The organism is Actinomadura nitritigenes (assembly GCF_017573545.1).
Lineage (GTDB): Bacteria > Actinomycetota > Actinomycetes > Streptosporangiales > Streptosporangiaceae > Spirillospora > Spirillospora nitritigenes.
In genome coordinates this window covers 168,147-186,383 of sequence record NZ_JAGEOK010000009.1, presented here as the reverse complement: position 1 = coordinate 186,383, position 18,237 = coordinate 168,147, and the positions used below count along the sequence as shown (strand labels likewise).

General features: G+C 73.4%; 15 protein-coding genes. 7 read left to right on the top strand and 8 right to left on the bottom strand.

The annotated features are described in order from the left end of the window. Positions 1-395 precede the first annotated feature (395 nt). On the top strand, positions 396-2,075 hold the full coding sequence (locus J4557_RS15820; protein ID WP_243775820.1) for an acyl-CoA dehydrogenase family protein: 1,680 nt from the start codon (positions 396-398) through the stop codon (positions 2,073-2,075). On the opposite strand, the gene J4557_RS15815 is transcribed toward J4557_RS15820, so the two are convergent. The 8 genes from J4557_RS15815 to J4557_RS15780 all read right to left on the bottom strand — a co-directional run bounded on the left by J4557_RS15815 (position 2,072) and on the right by J4557_RS15780 (position 8,547). After that, the gene (locus J4557_RS15815; RefSeq protein ID WP_307799845.1) at positions 2,072-2,656 is read right to left on the bottom strand and encodes a GAF domain-containing protein; all 585 of its coding nucleotides are present in this window, start codon (positions 2,654-2,656) and stop codon (positions 2,072-2,074) included. The genes J4557_RS15820 and J4557_RS15815 overlap by 4 nt on opposite strands. Before the next feature lie 114 nt (positions 2,657-2,770). Further along, positions 2,771-3,352: a GTP-binding protein gene (locus tag J4557_RS15810; RefSeq protein ID WP_208267286.1), complete on the bottom strand. Its 582-nt coding sequence runs from the start codon at positions 3,350-3,352 to the stop codon at positions 2,771-2,773. Next, positions 3,333-3,698: a DUF742 domain-containing protein gene (locus J4557_RS15805; protein ID WP_208267285.1), complete on the bottom strand. Its 366-nt coding sequence runs from the start codon at positions 3,696-3,698 to the stop codon at positions 3,333-3,335. Before J4557_RS15805 ends, J4557_RS15810 begins: the two co-directional genes overlap by 20 nt. Next, positions 3,695-4,129, bottom strand: coding sequence for a roadblock/LC7 domain-containing protein (locus J4557_RS15800; protein ID WP_208267284.1), 435 nt, complete (start codon positions 4,127-4,129; stop codon positions 3,695-3,697). Before J4557_RS15800 ends, J4557_RS15805 begins: the two co-directional genes overlap by 4 nt. Positions 4,130-4,158: 29 nt before the next feature. Further along, entirely contained in the window at positions 4,159-5,910 is a 1,752-nt protein-coding gene (locus J4557_RS15795) for a sensor histidine kinase (RefSeq protein ID WP_243775819.1), read from the bottom strand. 341 nt (positions 5,911-6,251) lie between these two features. Further along, positions 6,252-7,271, bottom strand: coding sequence for an ABC-2 membrane transporter-related protein (locus tag J4557_RS15790; RefSeq protein WP_208267282.1), 1,020 nt, complete (start codon positions 7,269-7,271; stop codon positions 6,252-6,254). Next, entirely contained in the window at positions 7,268-8,158 is an 891-nt protein-coding gene (locus J4557_RS15785; RefSeq protein WP_208267281.1) for an ABC transporter ATP-binding protein, read from the bottom strand. Before J4557_RS15785 ends, J4557_RS15790 begins: the two co-directional genes overlap by 4 nt. After that, on the bottom strand, positions 8,155-8,547 hold the full coding sequence (locus tag J4557_RS15780; RefSeq protein ID WP_208267280.1) for a GntR family transcriptional regulator: 393 nt from the start codon (positions 8,545-8,547) through the stop codon (positions 8,155-8,157). Before J4557_RS15780 ends, J4557_RS15785 begins: the two co-directional genes overlap by 4 nt. Positions 8,548-8,789: 242 nt before the next feature. Here J4557_RS15780 and J4557_RS15775 point away from each other — a divergent pair, with 242 nt between their 5' ends. The 6 genes from J4557_RS15775 (at position 8,790) to J4557_RS15750 (ending at position 18,228) form a co-directional block, all read left to right on the top strand. Next, positions 8,790-10,022: a sensor histidine kinase gene (locus J4557_RS15775; RefSeq protein WP_208267279.1), complete on the top strand. Its 1,233-nt coding sequence runs from the start codon at positions 8,790-8,792 to the stop codon at positions 10,020-10,022. Beyond that, on the top strand, positions 10,019-10,717 hold the full coding sequence (locus J4557_RS15770; RefSeq protein ID WP_208267278.1) for a response regulator transcription factor: 699 nt from the start codon (positions 10,019-10,021) through the stop codon (positions 10,715-10,717). Before J4557_RS15775 ends, J4557_RS15770 begins: the two co-directional genes overlap by 4 nt. Before the next feature lie 90 nt (positions 10,718-10,807). Further along, entirely contained in the window at positions 10,808-11,218 is a 411-nt protein-coding gene (locus tag J4557_RS15765; RefSeq protein WP_208267277.1) for a cupin domain-containing protein, read from the top strand. A 156-nt stretch (positions 11,219-11,374) separates the two neighbouring features. After that, positions 11,375-14,203 (top strand): ATP-binding protein, encoded by a 2,829-nt coding sequence (locus J4557_RS15760; RefSeq protein ID WP_208267276.1) that lies wholly within the window; start codon positions 11,375-11,377, stop codon positions 14,201-14,203. A 146-nt stretch (positions 14,204-14,349) separates the two neighbouring features. Further along, positions 14,350-17,244: a helix-turn-helix transcriptional regulator gene (locus J4557_RS15755; RefSeq protein WP_208267275.1), complete on the top strand. Its 2,895-nt coding sequence runs from the start codon at positions 14,350-14,352 to the stop codon at positions 17,242-17,244. 222 nt (positions 17,245-17,466) lie between these two features. Then, positions 17,467-18,228, top strand: a complete 762-nt coding sequence (locus tag J4557_RS15750) for a sigma-70 family RNA polymerase sigma factor (RefSeq protein ID WP_208267274.1) — start codon at positions 17,467-17,469, stop codon at positions 18,226-18,228. Positions 18,229-18,237 lie beyond the last annotated feature (9 nt).

Here is an 18,237-nt window from a genome sequence, read left to right as displayed (position 1 = left end):
TCAGCATCGCGGTCGGTTCGCGTGCGTGATCCGTCGATGGTGAGATGCCTTGGCATTCCTGCGCGGGCGTCCCTCCACATCCGGGCCGGACGCGCACCTTTCGATCGCGTTGTGGTCATGGTCGCAGCCGGAGGAGGACAGGCCCTGCCGATCCGCGAGTTCGTGCAGGTCACGCGGGGGGCGAGTGATTGACACGTCCACTGCGGTAAGAATTATGTTCCTTGCACTCGTTGATCGGCCGAATAACCATGACATATGCCCAAGACCCGGATGATTCGGAAGGTGGTCCATAGCCTGCTGTTGCGGATGAAACGAACATCAGCGTGCCCTTGATCGCCGGAACCTGGCAGCTTCCCCCCTTGCCCCTGGCAGGCCGACCCGTGAGAGCGGACACCATGACGGATGATCTATCACCGACGAATCATTTGCTGTCCCTGTCGACAGACGATTTCATCGCCGGCTTCGACGCGGTCGCATCCAAGTTCGACTCCGCGACCTTCCCGCAGCAGAAACTTCCCCCTGAGTGTTGGGCGCTCCTGGTGAGGGCCGGGGTCCGGCTTCCGACTCTGCCCAGGCAGTACGGAGGCCGCGACAGCAGCGTCGAGATGTGCCGGATCGTCGAGACGGCCTCCGAGTGGAACCTGGCGCTGGGCGTCTATGTGATCGTCAACACGGCGCTGGCGCTCCTCCCGGTCGTGAAGTGGGCCGGTGAAGGGGTCAAGCGGGAGATGCTGCCGCTGTTCGCCGGCGACGCCCCGGTGATGGCCGGGCTCGCGGCGACCGAGCCGGGCGCCGGCTCCGCCCTGTCGGCCATGACGACCACCTTCGAGGAGGTCGAGGGGGGCTACCGGATCCGTGGCCGCAAGCACTGGCAGGCTCTCAGCTCCTCCGCACACTGGTGGCTGGTCCTTGCCAAGAACGCACAGCGTCGCGAGTACGGCTACTTCGTCGTCGAGCGCAGCGAGGGCTTCCGCACCGTCGAGCTGTACGAGGCGCTCGGGCTGAAGCTGCTGGACTACGGCGTCAACGACATCGATGTGATCGTTCCCCGGCACCGGCGGATCGACGCCGAGGAGGCGGGCCTCGACTCGGTGGACGTCTTCCTGGCGTCGCGGGCGCTGCTGGCGGCGGCGGGGGCGGGGTTCCTGCGCCGTATCAGCCGCGAGGCGCACACGTACGTGGACGGTCGCCAGATCGGGCGGAAGCCGCAGTCCAAGATCGGGTTCGTCAACTACAGGCTCGCGGCCATCGACACCTCCGCCACCATCTGCGAGGCGCTCAGCCATTACCTGCAGACGATGCTGGACGTCAAGGCCGACATGACTCCGGCGTTTCCGGCGGTGCAGGCTCTCAAGACCGTCGCCACCGAGCGGATGATCAGCTCGGCCCAGCATTACCAGCAGCTGACCGGCGCCGAGGGATATCGCTGCGGATCGCCCACCAACATCGCCGGTCAGGCTTTCCTGGACACGCGGGTCTTCAACATCTTCGACGGCAACAACGACATGCTCAGCCAGCAGCTCACCGCGTACTGCCTGACCCGGCGGTCCGGCCGGTCCCTGAGTGAACTCCTGGCCGAGTGGCCGCTGACAGCGCCCGCGGTCGCGACGCTCAAGATGGACCTGAGCTTCCTCGACCAGCGCCTGGGCCAGGCGCAGCAGGTCCTCGCCGGCCGCGCCATCGGCTACCTGTTCGCGACCACCCAGGTCCTGAAGTGGGCCGCCGAGACCGGCGCCGATCCGGGGAGGGTCGAGCCCGCCATCGAGTTCCTCAGGAGCGACATCGCCGGTGTCGCCGCGGAATTCCGCCTGCTGGCCACCGGGATACTCGACACCTACGGCACGGCAGGCGGGCATCGGGGCTCGCGACCCGGGGGCGCGGACGAGCCCGGGTCGCGGGATCCGGCCCCTGCGGTCGCCGCCGCTCACCCGCCGGTGCCGCCCCCGGCGCGTCCAGGAGCCTTCCTTGGTGGGCCTGAGCCCTTGACCGGGCCCGTCGCCGAGGAGGCCCGGAGCGCGGTGCCGGAATGGGCCACGGTCCGTTTCCCCGGGCCTCCCACTGGACCCGTCGGCTAACGCGACAGGCCCTCGCGGCGGTGGATCAGGTCGACGAGGTCGGCCGCCCGGCGCTTCATGAGATCCAGTCCGGCCTTGCCCCACGGGCGCGGTTCGCTGTCCACGACGCAGATCGTGCCGAGAACCGTGCCCGTGCGGTCGGTCAGCGGAGCTCCGGCGTAGCTGCGGACCATGAGCTTGTCGACGATCGGGTTGCCGGCGAAACGCGGGTAGTCGAGGACGTCGTCCAGGATCAGGGCCTTGCGCCGGACGACGACATGCGGGCAGTAGCCCGCGTCGAGGGGCACTCTCGCATCGAGGACGCCGCCCACGATCTCGGCGTCGGCCGGTGACGTGTGAACGCCGCAGATGAACTGATCGTCGCCGACGAGGTTCACGAAGGCCACCGGTGTGACGGGAAGTCCTACGAGCTCCTGTGCGTCCAGCGCGACCCTGCGGGCGAACTCATCGAATTCGCGCTCCCGTGACTGCCCCAAGCCGAGTTCTCGCAGGCGCGCCGCTCGCCGGGACGCTTCGTGATCGGGCGGCATCAAGGGTCGGGCCGAAAGTTCGTGTGCCTGGTCATTGGGCGGGTACGTCACGGGACCTCCATATGGCCGAGTGCGAAGATAAGGCGAGGATTCACTGGATCCGGATCCGAAAAGACAAGGCGATTGCGGTGCGGACTCGGGCGTTCTTCTTGTACTGCGGTTCTGTTAAATGAAGACGGAAGGGGCGGCCGTGAGAAGATGCTGGATCAGGGCCCGCAGCGCCGAGACGGCGGAGTCGCGGTCCCGCGCGTCGCACGGCACGATCGGCACGCGGGGGTCGAGTTTGAGAGCGGCACGTACTTCGTCGGATCCGTAGCGGAACGCGTTGTCGAACTCGTTGATCGCGACGAGGAACCGGACTCCCCGGCTCTCGAAGAAGTCGACGGCCTCGAAGCAGTCCTCCAGGCGGCGGGTGTCGGCGAGCACCACGGCGCCCAGCGCGCCGGCGCACAGTTCGTCCCACATGAACCAGAACCGCCGCTGCCCGGGCGTCCCGAACAGGTAGAGGACGATCCCGTGCCGCCCGATGGTGATGCGGCCGAAGTCGAGCGCCACGGTGGTGGTGGTCTTGTGCTCCACCCCGTCGAGGTCGTCGATGCCGACGCTGGCCGAGGTGATGAGTTCCTCGGTGCTCAGCGGCTCGATCTCGCTCACCGCACCGACGAACGTCGTCTTCCCCACGCCGAAACCGCCGGCTATGAGGATCTTGACCTGGGTGGGGAGCACCTCAGATTCGTTGTAGGCCATCGAGCAGCTTCTCCAAAAGGGCTCGGTCGGTGGGATCGGCCGCGGTTCGCGGCGCGTGCGCGATCATCGCGCGGCTGTCCACCAGATCGGAGATGAGGACCTTGGTGACCACCACGGGAAGCCGCAGATGCGCGGCGACCTCGGCGACCGAGGTCGGCGTGCGGCACAGCTCGAGCGCTTTGGCGTGCTCCGGGTCCATCGCGCCCGGATGCCTGCCGACCGCCACCACCAAGGACAGCAGCTCCAGGTCGACGGTCGGATGGGTGCGGCCGGAGGTCACCGCGTACGGCCGCACCAGCAGCCCTGCGTCGTCGTCGACCCAGACCTCGTCCTCTCCGGCTGTCAAAACGCGCGGTTCCGGTCGCTCGGCACGGCCGCCGGCCGTGCCGCGGTGTGCAGGAACGGCCGGACGGCCTTGATCAGCCGGGCCATCTCGAAACCGACGACGGCCGGGTCGGCCGTCTCCTCCGCCAGTACCGCGAGCACTGAATTGTAACCTGCCCAGGAAATGTACAACTGGCTGGATTTGAGTTCCGCGACGACCTGCCGCACCTCATTGCTGTCGTCGAACTTCGTTCCGGCGCTGCGCGCTATGGAGAAAAGCCCGGACGCGAGCGCGGCAAGCTGTTCGGCGCTGGCGCGGTCGAAGCCGTCGGCGGCCTTCATCATGCCGTCGGACGACAGCAGCACGCTGCCGCGAATCACCGGAACCTCCTCGCCCAGCCCTCGCAACAGCCAAGCGAGATCTTGAACCTGGTTCGGGGAGACGCCACTCAACGGATACTCCTTGTCATGGGTGATTCTCGTCAGTTCGCACGGTCGGGATCTTCGGCAGGACCGTCGTTCTCCTCGGCACTGCGCATGCCCTTCTTGAATGCCGCCATGAAACCGGTATTGTATTCGACTTCTTGATCATCCTGCTGGGGTGCGGGCGCATTGAGCAGTTCGGGTGCCAGGCTGGCCTGGGCCTGGCGCTGCGGCAATGGCGGCCGCTCACCGGCACCGCCCGGAAAGGCCGCTGCGGTCAGGGGGTCGTGCGTGGTCAGGGGGTCCTGCGTGGTCAGGGGGTCCTGCGCGGTCAGGGGGTCCTGCGTGGTTCGGGGGTCCTGCGTGGTTCGCAGGTCCTGCGTGGTTCGCGGGTCCTGCGTGGTTCGGGGGTCCTGCGCGGCCGCCGGCGGGGCGGACGCAGGCTGGGACGGGGGCCGGTGCCGGGAACCCTCGGCCGCGGAGGGCGGCTGGGGCGGCATGGGGGCGCCGAGAGCATCGCGCCCATCCAGCGGCGGGCCCGACTGGGACTGGACGCCCTGGCCGGAGCCGGAAGCACGCGCCGGTAGCGGGTTCGAGAGGCTCGCGGCCGCTGGTGCGGCGGCGGCGGCCACCGGTTCCGCCTGGCGCCCTGCCTCGGACTCCTCCGCCTCCCCGCCGTCCAGTTCGTTCGGAACCACGACGATGGCCTGCGTACCACCGTAGACATTGCCCCGGAGCTGGACGCGGACCTTGTGACGGTGAGCGAGCGCGGCGACCACCAGGAGCCCGATCCGCCCGTCCTTCAGAAGTTCCTCGGTGTCGGCCCGCTCGGGGTCGGCGAGCAGCTCGTTCAGCCGCCGCTGGTCTTCCTGCGGGATGCCCAGGCCGCGGTCCTCCACCTCGATGGCCATGCCGGCGGCGACCCTCTCGAAGCGGATGAGCACCTGCGTCTGCGGCGGGGAGAACTTGGTGGCGTTCTCGACGAGCTCCGCCAGCAGATGGATGACGTCCGCGACCGCGCCGCCGTTCAGGCTTCCCTCGACCGGCGGCACCACCTTGACCCGGTTGTAGTGCTCCACCTCGGCGATGGCCGAGCGCAGCACCTCGTACACCGTGACCGGCTTGGTCCACCGGCGCCGCGACGCGGCACCGCCGATCACCGCGAGGCTCTCGGCCTGGCGGCGCATGCGGGTGCTGAGGTGGTCGACTCTGAACAGCCCCTTGAGGAGGTCGGGATCCTCCACCTGGTTCTCCAGCTCGTCGAGGCCCTGGATGGCCCGATGCGACAGCGACTGCAGCCGCCGTGCCAGGTTGACGAAGACCGCGACCCGCTGATGGCTTCCGTTCGCGGCTTCGTGGCTCGCGGCGCCGACGACGGCGTTCCAGGCCGCGCTCTGCGCCTTCCGCACCTCGTGCACGAGCTGCAGGTAGGGGTCGGCGCCGGCGGGCGGCGGGAAGTCCTCGCCGCTCAGGGAAGCCGTCCCACCGGCGCGGAGCCGCTCGGCCAGCCGCTGCAGGTCCTGCCGCCCCTGGGCGACGAGGAAGCCGAGCTCGCCGAGCCGCCGCTGCATGTACTCCTGATCGCGGAGGGCCGACTCGGCGCGCTGCCGCTGCATCTGGCGGGTCACCGCGTCCGCCACCACGAAGGCGGCCGCGAGGGTGATCACGGCCCCCACGGCCGCCGCGACCAGCTCCAGCCGCTTCCCCTGGCTCATGACGGCGCCGTCGTAGAGGACCGCCACAGCGGCGAGCCCGAGAAACCCCATCACCACCGCGGGGAGCATGGAAATGGACAGGTGAAGGGCGCGCATTCTGCTCTGCCGGTGCATACCATGGACCGCTGACCTGCCGGATCGCCGGACGTCACGGCGCTCGGCACCGGCGGTGGATTGAGGGAAATCGGGCATCGGCATCCTCGGTGCGTCGACGGCAGATCACGACATTGATGAATGCGTACTCTCGCATGGGCACAGCCCGTGTCTAGGCTGTCACAACACCTCAATGCGGAAGTACGGATTGTCGAGATTGCCGCGACCTCAACCCGCTCACCAGGGTCAATTGGTGAGGGCGGGCGGTGTGAGGGTGCTCACGGCCGTGCACGGCCGGACGGCCGCGCACGGCCGGCCTCGTACGGGCGACCATCCGGCTCAGGTCAGGAGAGGCGGCGGATCCGGTGCAGGCAGAGGCCGGTGAGGCCGAGGGTGAGGAGGACGTAGAGTCCTGCCTCGCTCCACTGGAGGGGCCAGAAGCGGCCCGGTGGCTGGTAGGACATCCGCTGCCGGTAGCCGAGCCGGTTGATCTCGGCCATGCACGCCTGTTTCGTCGGTGCGCCCTGGGCCGGTGCGCAGGGGCCGGAGGCCAGTGACACCTTGATGTCGTCGGTGATGCGGCCGGAGGCGTCGATGGTGTGCTGGGACAGGATCCACGCACCCGCCTCGGGGGCCTTGAGCCGGAGCTGGATCGGACCGCCCGCGCCGTCGGCCATGAGGGATTTCAGGTTCGCGCCGGTGATGGGGGTGGTGACGCGGGTGGGCGGCAGCAGATGCGGCCGGATCAGGAGCGGCACGGCGATCTGCACGGCGGCGAAGATCGCGAGCGTGGCGGCCATCGCGGGAACGCTGCGCCGCACGAGCATGCCGACGACCACGCCGAGGACGAAGGCGAAGGCGGCATAGCCGACGGGAACGACGCCGCGGGCACCGAACACCAGCGGCGACAGCCGCGGCAGTTCGTCGGCCGCGCTCTCGTCGATGGGCCCCGACCACCAGGTGACCGCCAGGCTGCCGAGGCCGGCCGCCGCCGTCGTGGCCAGGCCGATGAGCGCGAGTTTGACGGCGAGCCAGCGTGTGCGGGTGATGGTCTGGTTCCACACCAGCCGGTGCGTGCCGTTCTCCAGTTCGCGGCCGATCAGCGGTGCTCCCCAGAACAGTCCGATCAGGGCGGGGAGGATCAGCACGAGGGCGATGAGCGCGAGGAAGACCGCCTGGTGGTCGTCGAAGAACCGGCCGGTGAACGTCGAGCAGTCGCCGGTGGCCGAGCAGGCGGCCTTTCCGGAGGCGTAGTCGCCGGAAAGGCCGGGCCCGGTGGCGGCCAGGACGGCCGCCAGGACGGCGATGGCGGCGAAGCCCGTCGCGGCCTGGGTACGGAACTGGCGCAGGGTGAGCCAGATCATCGCCGAACCTCCAGAGTCGGCCGGGGGCCCGTCTCCCCTTGGGGATCCATGTAGGCCAGGACGAGGTCTTCCAGGTCGAGCCCGCTGACGCTCCAGGCGGGGTCGTGGATCGGGTCTTCGGTGCGGACGATGAGGGTCGTCTGGCGGTCGGTGTGGCGGGCGGAGACGACGTGCTGGCCGGCCGGCAGCCGGGCGGGGTCGCGGCGGGGCCCGGTGAGCCGATGGTGGGCGGCCAGGAGTTCGTCCACCTCGCCCGCCACCTGGACCCGGGAGTCGACCAGCACGATCAGGTAGTCGCAGGACCGCTCCAGGTCGGACACCAGGTGGGAGGACAGCACGACGCCGAGGTCGTGTTCGGCGACCGCTTCCATGAGGCTCTGCAGGAAGTCGCGGCGGGCGAGCGGGTCGAGCGCGGCGACCGGTTCGTCCAGGATCAGCAGTTCGGGTCGTTTGGCGATGCCGAGGGTGAGTGCGAGCTGGGCGCGCTGGCCGCCCGACATCCGCCCGGCCCGTTGGGCGCCGTCCAGGCCGAGCCGCGCGATCCGTTCCCGGGCCAGAGCGCCGTCCCATGCCGGGTTGAGGCGGGCCCCCAGCCGCAGGTGTTCCTCGACGCTCAGCCCCGCGTAGACGGGGGTGTCCTGGGCGACGAAGCCGACCTTGGCGAGCTGTCCGGGACCGTCACCGGGCCGGCCGCCGCACACCTCGATCGTGCCCGCGGTCGGGGCGAGCGTTCCGGCGGCCAGGTTCAGCAACGTGCTCTTGCCTGCGCCGTTGGGACCGACGAGCCCGACGACGTGCCCGGCGGGGATGTCCAGAGTGCAGTCCCTCAGCGCCCAGCGGCGGCCGTAGCTCCTGCCGAGCGCGCGGGCGCGCAGCGCGGTGGTCACGCGATCTCCTCATGTCCGGTGGCCCGGAAGGTGGTGGCGAACAGGGCCTCGATGCTCTCGTCGTCCAGGCCGGCGCGGCGGGCCTTGGCCAGCCAGCGCCGCAGCTCCGTGCGCAGCGGACCGTGCGCCGCCAGCGTTGTGTTCGCGAGCGTCGCCGTCACGAACGTGCCCACGCCGGGACGGGCGGCCACCAGTTCCTCGTGCTCCAGTTCCCGGTAGGCCTTCAGCACCGTGTTGGGGTTGATCGCCAGCTGCGCCACCACCTCCTTGACCGTGGGAAGGCGGTCGCCCTCCTTCAGCAGGCCGAGCCGGAGTGCGTGCCGCACCTGCCGGACGAGCTGCTGGTAGGGCGGTAGACCCGAACCGGAGTCCAGGTAGAAGTCGATCACACTTCCTCCAAACATCTAGTCCCCTAGTACTTTAGATGTATGAGATGGCGCCGTGTCAACGTTCGAGGGGAGGCGCGATGCGGCCCGGGCCCGGATCGAGGCGTCCGCCGCGGCTTCCGCCGGTGGCGGCGGCCGTTGCTCGATCGGCTGTAAGGCGGGAGTGGTCCGCTACGTCCGTCGACGTAGCGAGATGGGCCTCTGGACGGAGGTTTGTCCGCGCACGCGAACTATAGGATCGCGGCATGAACCAGCGCGCCGGGTCGTTCCCGCTGCGTGTGGTGGCGCAGGACGTGCTGCTCGCGCTCTTCGTCACCGTGATGCAGGTGCAGGGCACGCTCGCCCGCGTCGCCGCCGACGGCGCGGCGCGTCCGCTCACCGAGCTCACCGGCCTCGGCCTCGCGCTGCTGGTGGTCAGCGGCCTGGCCGTCGCCGGGCGCCGCCGGTGGCCGGCCGCCGTGTTCGCCGTCACCGCACTGACCAGCCTGGTCTACTACGGCCTGGACCTCCCGGACGGCCCCGGATGGCTCGCGCTGTTCGTCTCCCTGTACTCGCTGACCGCCTACGGCGACGGGCGCCGCTCCCTGATGATCGCCGGAGCGGGCACCGCGGTCCTGGCCGCCGGCTGGCTCCCCGCGGCCGCCGACATCAAGCCGCACGCCGCCATCGGCTGGGTGTTCTTCCGCATCGGCGCCTCGGTGATGAGCGCGGCCCTGGGCGAGTCCGTCCGGTCCCGGCGCGTCATCGCCGCCGAGGCCCAGGCACGCGCGGAACTGGCCGAACGGACCCGCGAGGAGGAGGCACGCGCGCGGGTCGACGCCGAACGGCTCCGGATCGCGCGCGAGGTCCACGACACCGTCGCGCACGCCATCGCGATCATCAACGTGCAGTCCGGGGTCACCGCGCACGTCCTGGACAAGCGGCCCGAGCAGGCGCGCCAGGCGCTGCAGGCCATCGAGCAGACCAGTTCCCGCGCGCTGCGGGAGATGCGCGCCATCCTCGGCGTCCTGCGCGACGACGGCGACGGGCGCGTCCCGCCCGCCGGCCTGGACCAGATCGGCGAGCTCACCGCCAAGGCGCGCGAGGCCGGGCTGGAGGTCACGCTCGACGCCGCTCCGCCCGCGGCCCCGCTGCCGAGCGCGGTGGGCGGCGCCGCCTACCGGATCCTGCAGGAGGCGATCACCAACGTGATCCGGCACGCCGGCCCGACCCGGGTGACGGTCGCGCTGAGCTCGGGCATCGACCTCCTGGAGATCCGCGTGACCGACGAGGGCCGCCGCGCCGCGTCCGGAGGCCCCGGGGCGGACGGGCCGTCCCGCGACGGCCGCGGATCCCCGTCCGGCCCGGGCCGGGGCATCGCGGGCATGCGCGAACGCTGCCGGCTGCTCGGCGGAGACCTCGACGCCAGGCCCACCCCCGCCGGGGGGTTCGAGGTCACGGCCCGGCTGCCGTTCGCACCGTCCGGGTCCCGCGCGTGAACGCCGCGTCCGCGTCGCCGCCGGACACGGCGCCGATCAAGGTGCTGATCGCCGACGACGAGGGACTCGTCCGGTCGGGGTTCAAGGTGCTGCTCGACCTCGAGGACGACATCACCGTGGTCGGCGAGGCGACCAGCGGCGACGACGCCGTCGAGCGGGCCCGCGCCACCCGCCCCGACGTCGTCCTGATGGACATCCGCATGCCCGGGCTGGACGGCATCCAGGCCACCACCCGGATCACCGCCACGCGGGGGCTGGAGAACGTCCGGATCCTCATCCTCACCACCTACGACACCGACGACCACGTCTTCGACGCGCTGCAGGCCGGGGCCAGCGGCTTCATGCTCAAGGACGCCGGACCGGCCGAGCTCCTGCACGCCGTCCGGGTCATCGCCGCGGGCGAGGCCCTGCTCGCACCCCGCATCACCAGGCGCCTGATCGGCCAGTTCACCGCGCGGCGGACCGCGGCCGCGGCCGCGGACGGCCGGCTCTCGGTGCTCACCGCACGCGAGCGGGAGGTGGTGGCCCTGGTGGGACGGGGCCTGAGCAACACCGAGATCGCCGCCGAGCTGTTCATGAGCCCGGCCACCGCCCGTACCCATGTCAGCCGCGCGATGACGAAGCTCGGCGCGCGCGACCGCGCGCAGCTCGTCGTCATCGCCTACCGGACGGGCCTCGTCAGCCCGGACGTGTAGCCCGATGCCCCGGAAAAAGTCGTTCCCGGGGCGTCACAGACGAGGTGGCCGCTCGGTCTCCCTGCAGAGAGTCTCTGTGAGGAGGAATGAATGAGCGGTGAGAACGCGAACCTGCCGCCCGGCGTCGAGGTGATCACGACGCTGGCCGGGGCTGCGGACCGGATCCCGGACGGCGCCGAGGCGAGGACCATCCGGGTCACGCTGCCGCCCGGCTCCCCGGGCGCGCCGCCCCACCGGCACCCGGGGCCGATCTTCGGCTACGTGACCGAGGGCGAGATCCTCTTCGAGCTGGAGGGGGAGCCGCCCCGGGTGCTCAAGGCCGGTGACGCCCTGTTCGAACCGGGCGGCGACGTGATCCACATCCAGGGCGCCAACAACCTCGCGGACGCTCGGTCGCAGCTCGTGGTGACCATGTTCGCGCCGCCCGGCACGCCCATCCTGACGCTCGTCGGCGAGGAGGAACTGGCCGAACGGCGCCACCTGCGAGTGCCCCGGCCATGACGGTCGTCCGCCCCGGCGCGGCCGGGGCGGACGACGCGGCCCCCAGGGGGCCGACCGGCCCCGCCTAGGGAACCCGACTGGGGGACTCCCTGAGGCGACCGCAACCCCTCCCCGGCGAGAGTGTGCCGAAGTGGCGGCGGGCCGAACGGAGGGGTCATGGCGGTCGAGGAGATGGCACGGAGGCGGTGCGGCGGCGCGAGGCGCGCGGCCGCACCGCCGGCCGTCGCGGCCGGCGGTCTTCCGCTGCGCGGCCGCGAGCCCGAGGTGGCGCTGCTGCTGGAGCGGTTCGCCGCGCTGGCCGCGGGAGAAGGCGGCGTGCTGGTGGTCGAGGGCCCGCCGGGCTCGGGGAGGACACGGCTGCTCGCGGTGGCCCGGACGCGGGCACTCGCCGCGGGCCTGCCCTGCCGGCACGGCGCGGGCGTGCCGGGTGGACTCCCGGTCCCCCTCGGGCCGCTGCTGGACGCGCTGGGCACGGGCCCGGCATCGCTGCCGGACGCCGCAGCCGTGCACGCGGACGGCCTGCGGTCCCGGACGCTGCGGGAGGTCACGGACGGCCTGGCGCGCAGGGCGGCGCGGGGGCCGCTGGTCGTCTGCCTCGACGACGTCCAGTGGTGCGATCCGGTGACGCTCCATGCGCTGGCAGAGCTTCTGGACGGCCGAGCGGGATCCCTGGTCCTGTGGGTGCTGGCGGTGGGGCCGCGCTCCGGGGACGGGACGGACCCGTCGCTGGAGCGGATACAGGAGAGCGGCGGGCATCGGATCGTCCTCGGCCCGCTGGCCGACCGCGCGGTCACCGCGCTGGCCGCCGACCTGCTGGGGGGCGAGCCCGACGGCACCGTGATGGCGGCGGCGCGGCGTGCGCAGGGCATGCCGCAGCTGATCGTCGAGCTGCTCCAGGGGCTGCGGGAGGACGGGCGCGTCACGGTTCGGGGCGGCGTCGCCTCGACGGCCGGAGAGGCGATCCCGCGCCGGTTCCACGCCCTGGTCCGGCGCCGGCTCGACCGGTTGCCGCCGCGCTCGCGGCAGGACTTGCGCGTCGCCTCGGTGCTCGACGAGCCCTTCACCGTCGCGGAGCTGGCCGCGCTCGCCGGGGCTCCCGCCGGAGAGGCCGCGGCGATGGCGGCCGAGGCGGTCCGGGCGGGGATGCTCGACGAGACGGGCGGCCTCCTCGGCTTCCGGCACGACCTGATCCGGCAGGCGATCTCCGAGACCCTCCCCGCCGCGTTGCGCCGCTGCCTGCGGCGCCGGGCGGTCGACGTCCGCCTGGCCGGGGGCGGGAGTGCGGAGGACGTCGCCGCCGTGCTCGCCGAGAGCGCGTCGCCCGGCGACCGCCGGGCCGTGAACCTGCTGCGGGAGGCCGCGGCGGGGCTGGCCGGCACCGCGCCCTCGGAGGCGGTGGCGTTGAGCCGCAGGGCGCTGGAGCTCGCCGGGCCGTCCGGACCGGACACCCCCGAGATCGTCGGCGAGACGGCCGAGCTGCTCGCCGGGAACGGCCGGTTCGCCGAGGCCGGGGCCCTGGCCGGCACCGCGCTCGCGGGCTGCCTCGCACCGGAGGCCGAGGCCCGGCTGCGGTTGCGGGCGGCGCGCCTCGTGAGCCACTCCTCCGCCGCCGAGGCGGTCCGCCACTGCCGGACCGGCCTGGCGGTGCCGGGCCTGCCGGACGGGCTGCGCGCCCGGCTGTCGGCGGCCGAGGCGCTGCACCTCTCCCAGATGGGGGACGCCGCGCACGCCATCGCCGCGGCCGGGCCGTCCGCCGACGACGACGCGGCCGAGGCCATGCTGCTCGCCGCGCGGTCCAGGGACGCGTTGTCCCGGCTGGACCTGGGCCTCGCCTCCGCGCTCCAGGACCGGGCCGACTCCGCCGCCGTCCGCGCGGGGACGCCGCGTCCCGCCTGGGCGCCGGAGTCCTTCGGGCGTGCGTTCCTCCTCACCGCGTCGGGACGGACCGGGGCGGCGCTGCGGGAGGCCGGGGAGCGCGTCCGCGCGGCCCGGCGGACCGGGGACGCGGCCGCGGCGGTCCTGTGGTCGATGGCGAGCGCGCGGATCCTGCTCGACGCGGGACGTCCCGCCGACGCCCGCGCCGAGGCCGGCGCAGCCCTGGCCGCCGCCGGCGATCTCGCCTCGGGCGACTTCGCCGACACCACGGCCCGGTACGCGCACGGCCGGGCGGCGGTGCGGCTGGGCGACCGGGAGGGCATCGCCCGCTGCGCCGCCGACGGTGCGCGGATGATGGGCGCCGACGCGCCGGTGGTGCGGCGCACCGGCGCCTGGCTGGCCGCGCTGGCGGCCGACGCCCTGGGCGAGACCGCTCGCCTCGCCGGGCTGGTCGAGGCCGCCTGGGGAGGGGCGGACGCCTCGGGCCCGGCGCCCGGCGCTCCGCCCGACCCCGCCGACCACGTCGTGCTCGTGCGCCTGGCGCTGCGCGCCGAACTGACCGGTGCCGCGGCCACCGCCGCTGACCGCGCCGCGGATCTCGATCCCGGGTCCCCCCTCCTGCGGGGCATCGCCGTCCAGGCGCGCGGGCTCGTCGACGACGACCCCGACCTGCTCCTGCACGCGGTGAAGCTGTTCGAGGACGCGGAACGGCCGCTGGTCCGGGCTTCGGCGGCCGAGGACGCGGGCCGCGCCCTCGGCCGGTACGGCGACCCCGCCGCGCGGGATCTCCTGAACACCGCGCTCGACCTGTACGAGGAGTCGGGCGCCGCTCGCGAGGCGGCCCGGGCGCGCAGGCGGCTGCGCGTGCTCGGCGTGCGTCCGGCGCGCCCGTCCCGCGACGGCGCGGAAGAGGGGCGCTGGGGGCTGACGGCGGCGGAGGTCAAGGTGGCCCGCCTGGTGGCGCAGGGCGCCACCAACAGACAGGTCGCCGAGCAGCTGTTCCTGTCCCGCCACACGGTCAACACGCACCTGCGGAACGTCTTCACCAAGTGGGGCATCAACTCCCGGGTGGAGCTGGCCCGCCGGATGCTGGCGCACGAGACCGGCTGACCCGGGCCTTCGAGCACCCTAGGCCGGGTGCCCAGGGGCGCCCGGGGACCTGCCCGGGCATCTCCCTGATGCGACCCCGGCCCCTGCCCGGCGAGAGTGTGCCATGTCGACGGAAACCGTCCGCAGGCAGCGCGAACGGAGGGGTCATGGCGGTCGAGGAGAAGGTGAGGAGGCGGTGCGGGGACGCGAAGAGCGTTCCGGCACCGCCGCCCGGGAGGATCGGCGACCGCCCGCTCCCCGGCCGCGCGGCCGAGGCGGGATCGCTGCGCGGATCGCTGCACGGGCGTGACGCCGAGGTCACCCTCCTCACCGGCCGGATCTCGCGGCTGCGCGAGGGACGCGGCGGGATCCTCCTCGTCGAAGGGCCCCCGGGAGCCGGCAAGAGCCGCCTCCTGGAGGAGGCGCGAACCGTCGCGAAGACCTCCCCGATCCGCGTTCTCGGCGGGACGGGCGAGCGCGGCCGGCAGAGCGTCCCGTTCGGCGCGCTGGGGCGGACGCCGGCCTCCGGCGGGCGGCCCGTCGTCGACGCGGATCTCCTCCGGACGCTGCCCGAATCCGCCGACCAGCGGTTCTGGCTGTTCCAGACGGTGCAGGACCGGTTGAGGCGGGAGGCGCGCGACAGACCCCTGCTCATCACCCTCGACGATCTCCAGTGGTGCGACGCCGGGACGCTCTCGGCACTGCGCACCCTCTCCACCCGGCTGTCCTCCGACGCGATCCTCTGGCTGGTCGCCGTCCGCACGGGGTCGCCCGATCCCGACGTGCGGGCCGCCCTCGCCGGGCTGGCCGACGCCGGTGCCCGCACGATGCGCCTCGGCCCGCTGCCGGACGACGCCGTCGCCGGGATCGCCCGCGACCTGCTCGGCGCCGAACCGGACGAGGACCTCCTCGGTCTGCTCCGGCAGGCCGGGGGCCGGCCCGACCTGGTGACCGGGATCGTCCGGGGGCTCCGCGACGAGGGCGCCATCACCCGGACGGGCGCCGTCGCGCGCCTGACGGGGCGGCACTCGCCCGTCCACTCCTACGGCTCCGCGCAGCACCTCCTGGGGCATCTGTCGCCGCTCGCGCGGGAGGTGCTCCGGGTCGCGTCCGTGCTCGGCCGCGACCTGGAGGCCGGCCGGCTCGCCGACCTCGGCGGACACACCATCGCCGAGGTCGTCGCGGCGCTCCAGGAGGCCGTCGACGCCGACCTCGTCCGCCCGACGGACCCCCTCGCCTTCCGGCACGACCTCGTCCGCGAGACCATCCGGATGTCGGTCCCCGCGCCGCGGCGCCGGGAACTGCGGGCGCGGGCCGCCGAGCTGAGCCTGGCCTGGGGCGCGCCCATCGGCCAGGTCGCCCTCGCCATGGCCGAGACCGCCGAGCCCGGCGACCGCGACGCCGCCGCGCTGCTGCGCCGGGCCCTGGCCGAACTGGCTCCGGCCGCACCCGACGCGGCCGTGCCGGTCGCCCGGCAGGCCGTCGCGCTCGCTCCGGCGGGCTCGGCGGAACGTGCCGTCGCCGTCGCGGACGCGCTCCCGCTGCTCGCGCGCATCGGCCGGGGCGGCGAGGGACGGCGCCTCGCCGAGACGGTCCTGAACGGGCCGCTGCCCCCGGCCGTCGAGGCGCGGGTCCGGCTGGGCGCGGCGATGGCGGCGATGCAGGGGTCGTACGCCGAGGCGCTGCGGCACAGCCGGACGGGAACGGACCTGGACGGCGTGCCGGACGCCCTGCGCGCTCCGCTGTCGGCCCTGCGGTGCCTCACCGCAGGGCTGACCGGCGACGTCCCGGCCGCCGAGCGGCTGCTCGCGCCCTCGGCGGAGACCGCCTCGCGGGCCGGAAGCGACGCGGCCCTGGCGCTGCTCCGCACCACCGACTCCCTGCTCCGGGCCCTCAAACTGGACTTCACCGCGGCCGACCGCCTCGCCACGGAGGCCGTCGAGGCCGTCGCCGCGGCGCCGGACTCCGCGCTGTTCGCGCCGGGCGTCTGGCGGGCATCGCTGCGGGGCATCACCGGCAGGGTCGAGGACGGGCTGCGCGAGGCGGCGGAGGGCGTCGCGGCGGCGCGCCGGCCCGGCCGCGCCGAGGGCCTCACCCTCTGGTTGGCCACGCACGCCCGGCTCCTGCTGGCGGCGGGACACCTCGCCGAGGCGCGCGCAGAGGCCGAGGCCGCGCTCGCGGCGGCCGAGGAGTCCGGCGCGGGCGAGGCCGTCCTCCTCGACGCGCATTCCGTCCTCGGAAGCGTCGGAGCGCTGGCGGGCGACCCCGCCGCCGTGGAGCGCGCAGCGGCGCACGCCGAGCGGATGCTCGCGGCCCCGGCCGGTCCGGTGCGCCGGTCGGGCGCATGGCTGGCCGCCCGGATCGCCGACGCAACGGGCGACCCGAGCCGGGCCCGCGCCATGCTGGACGAGGCCGGCGGAGCGCCGGCGGCCCCGGGCCGTCCAGCCGACCCGGCGGACGATCCGCTGTTCGTGCGGGTGGCGCTGCGCGCAGGCCGGTCCGACATCGCCGCCGCGGCGGTCGCCGAGGCGGAGCGAAGGGCCGCGCTCAACCCCGGTGTCCCGCTCTTCGCGGCGGTCGCCGCGCACGCGCGCGGCCTGCTGGACGACGACGCCGAACCGATCGTGCGGGCCGTCGGCATCCTCCAGGGGATTGCGTGTCCGCTGCTGCTCGCGTCCGCTCTGGAGGACGCCGGGAGACGGCTCCTGACGTCCGACCGCGACGCCGCCGTCCGGCACCTCGCCCAGGCCGAGAGCATGTACCTGCGGACCGGCGCGGCGAACGAGGCCGGCAGAGTCCGGCGCGGGACGGGCGCCGCCGGACACCGGCGCCGGGCGCCGCGGCCCCGGGCGGCGCGCGGCTGGCAGGCGCTGACCCCGGCCGAGCAGCGGGTCGCCGCGCTCGTGGCGGAGGGCGCGACCAACCGCCAGGCCGCCGAGAGGCTCTTCCTGTCCCCGGCCACGGTCGGCACGCACGTCATGAACGCCTTCAAGAAACTCGGAGTGAATTCTCGGGTCGAACTCGCGCGCGTTTACGTCGAGCAGGGCGGGGCCGCCGGCTGACGTTCGGAACGCCAAGTCGGACCGCTTCCCGAGAGGCGGATCCGACTTTTCGGCGTACCCGGATAACCCATGGCGGGACCTTTTCAGCATGGCCTGAGGAGCCCAGCCACCTGCGTTTCCTCGATCTCATGCATTCGTGTCATGCCGTTTCCCCGCAGTCCCGAGATGGTGAGGACGTAGATCCGGTCCGCCCGGCGAAACGCCTTGCCCTGGGGAGAAGCAATGCTCTACGAGACGAGTTCCCTCGACCAGGCCGCAGCCGTCTTCCTCGAAATGCGCCCACGCCTCTTCGGCATCGCCTACCGGATGCTCCCCAGCGCGGCGGAGGCCGAGGACGTCGTCCAGGAGACCTGGCTGCGCTGGCAGAGCGCCGAACGCTCGGCCATCGCCAACCCGGCGGCGTTCCTCACCCTGATCACGACAAGGCTGTCCATCAACGCCCTCCAGTCCGCCTGGGCCCGCCGTGAGACGTGCAGCGGCCCCTTCCTGCCCGAGCCCGCCGATACCGGGCTCGACCCCGCCGCCGCGGCCGAGCGGAACGAGTCGCTCGAACTCGCCCTCCTGCTGCTGCTCGAGAAGCTCACCCCGGCACAGCGGGCCGCGTACGTCCTGCGCGAGGCGTTCCTGTACCCCTACGAGGAGATCGCCGAGCTCATCCAACTCAGCCCGGCCAACGTCCGCCAGCTGGTGAGCCGCGCCCGCAAGCACCTCGCCGGCGCCCGGCGGACGCCGATCGGCACCAGCCGGCACCGGCTCCTCCTGTCGGCCTTCCTCCTCGCCAAGGAGGGGAGCCCGAGGGCACTGGAGGACCTCTTCGCGTCGGAGGTCGTCACCGCGTCCGACGGCGACGGCCACCCCGACAACGGCGGCGGCAGCAGCGGGTCGGCGCGGCATCCGCTGGCCGGCGCCGACCGGTCGCGCGGCTCGTCCGGGCGCACGCGCCGCCCCGCCGCCCGGCGCCGGCTCCAGCCCGCACCCGCCTGAGCCGAGCCG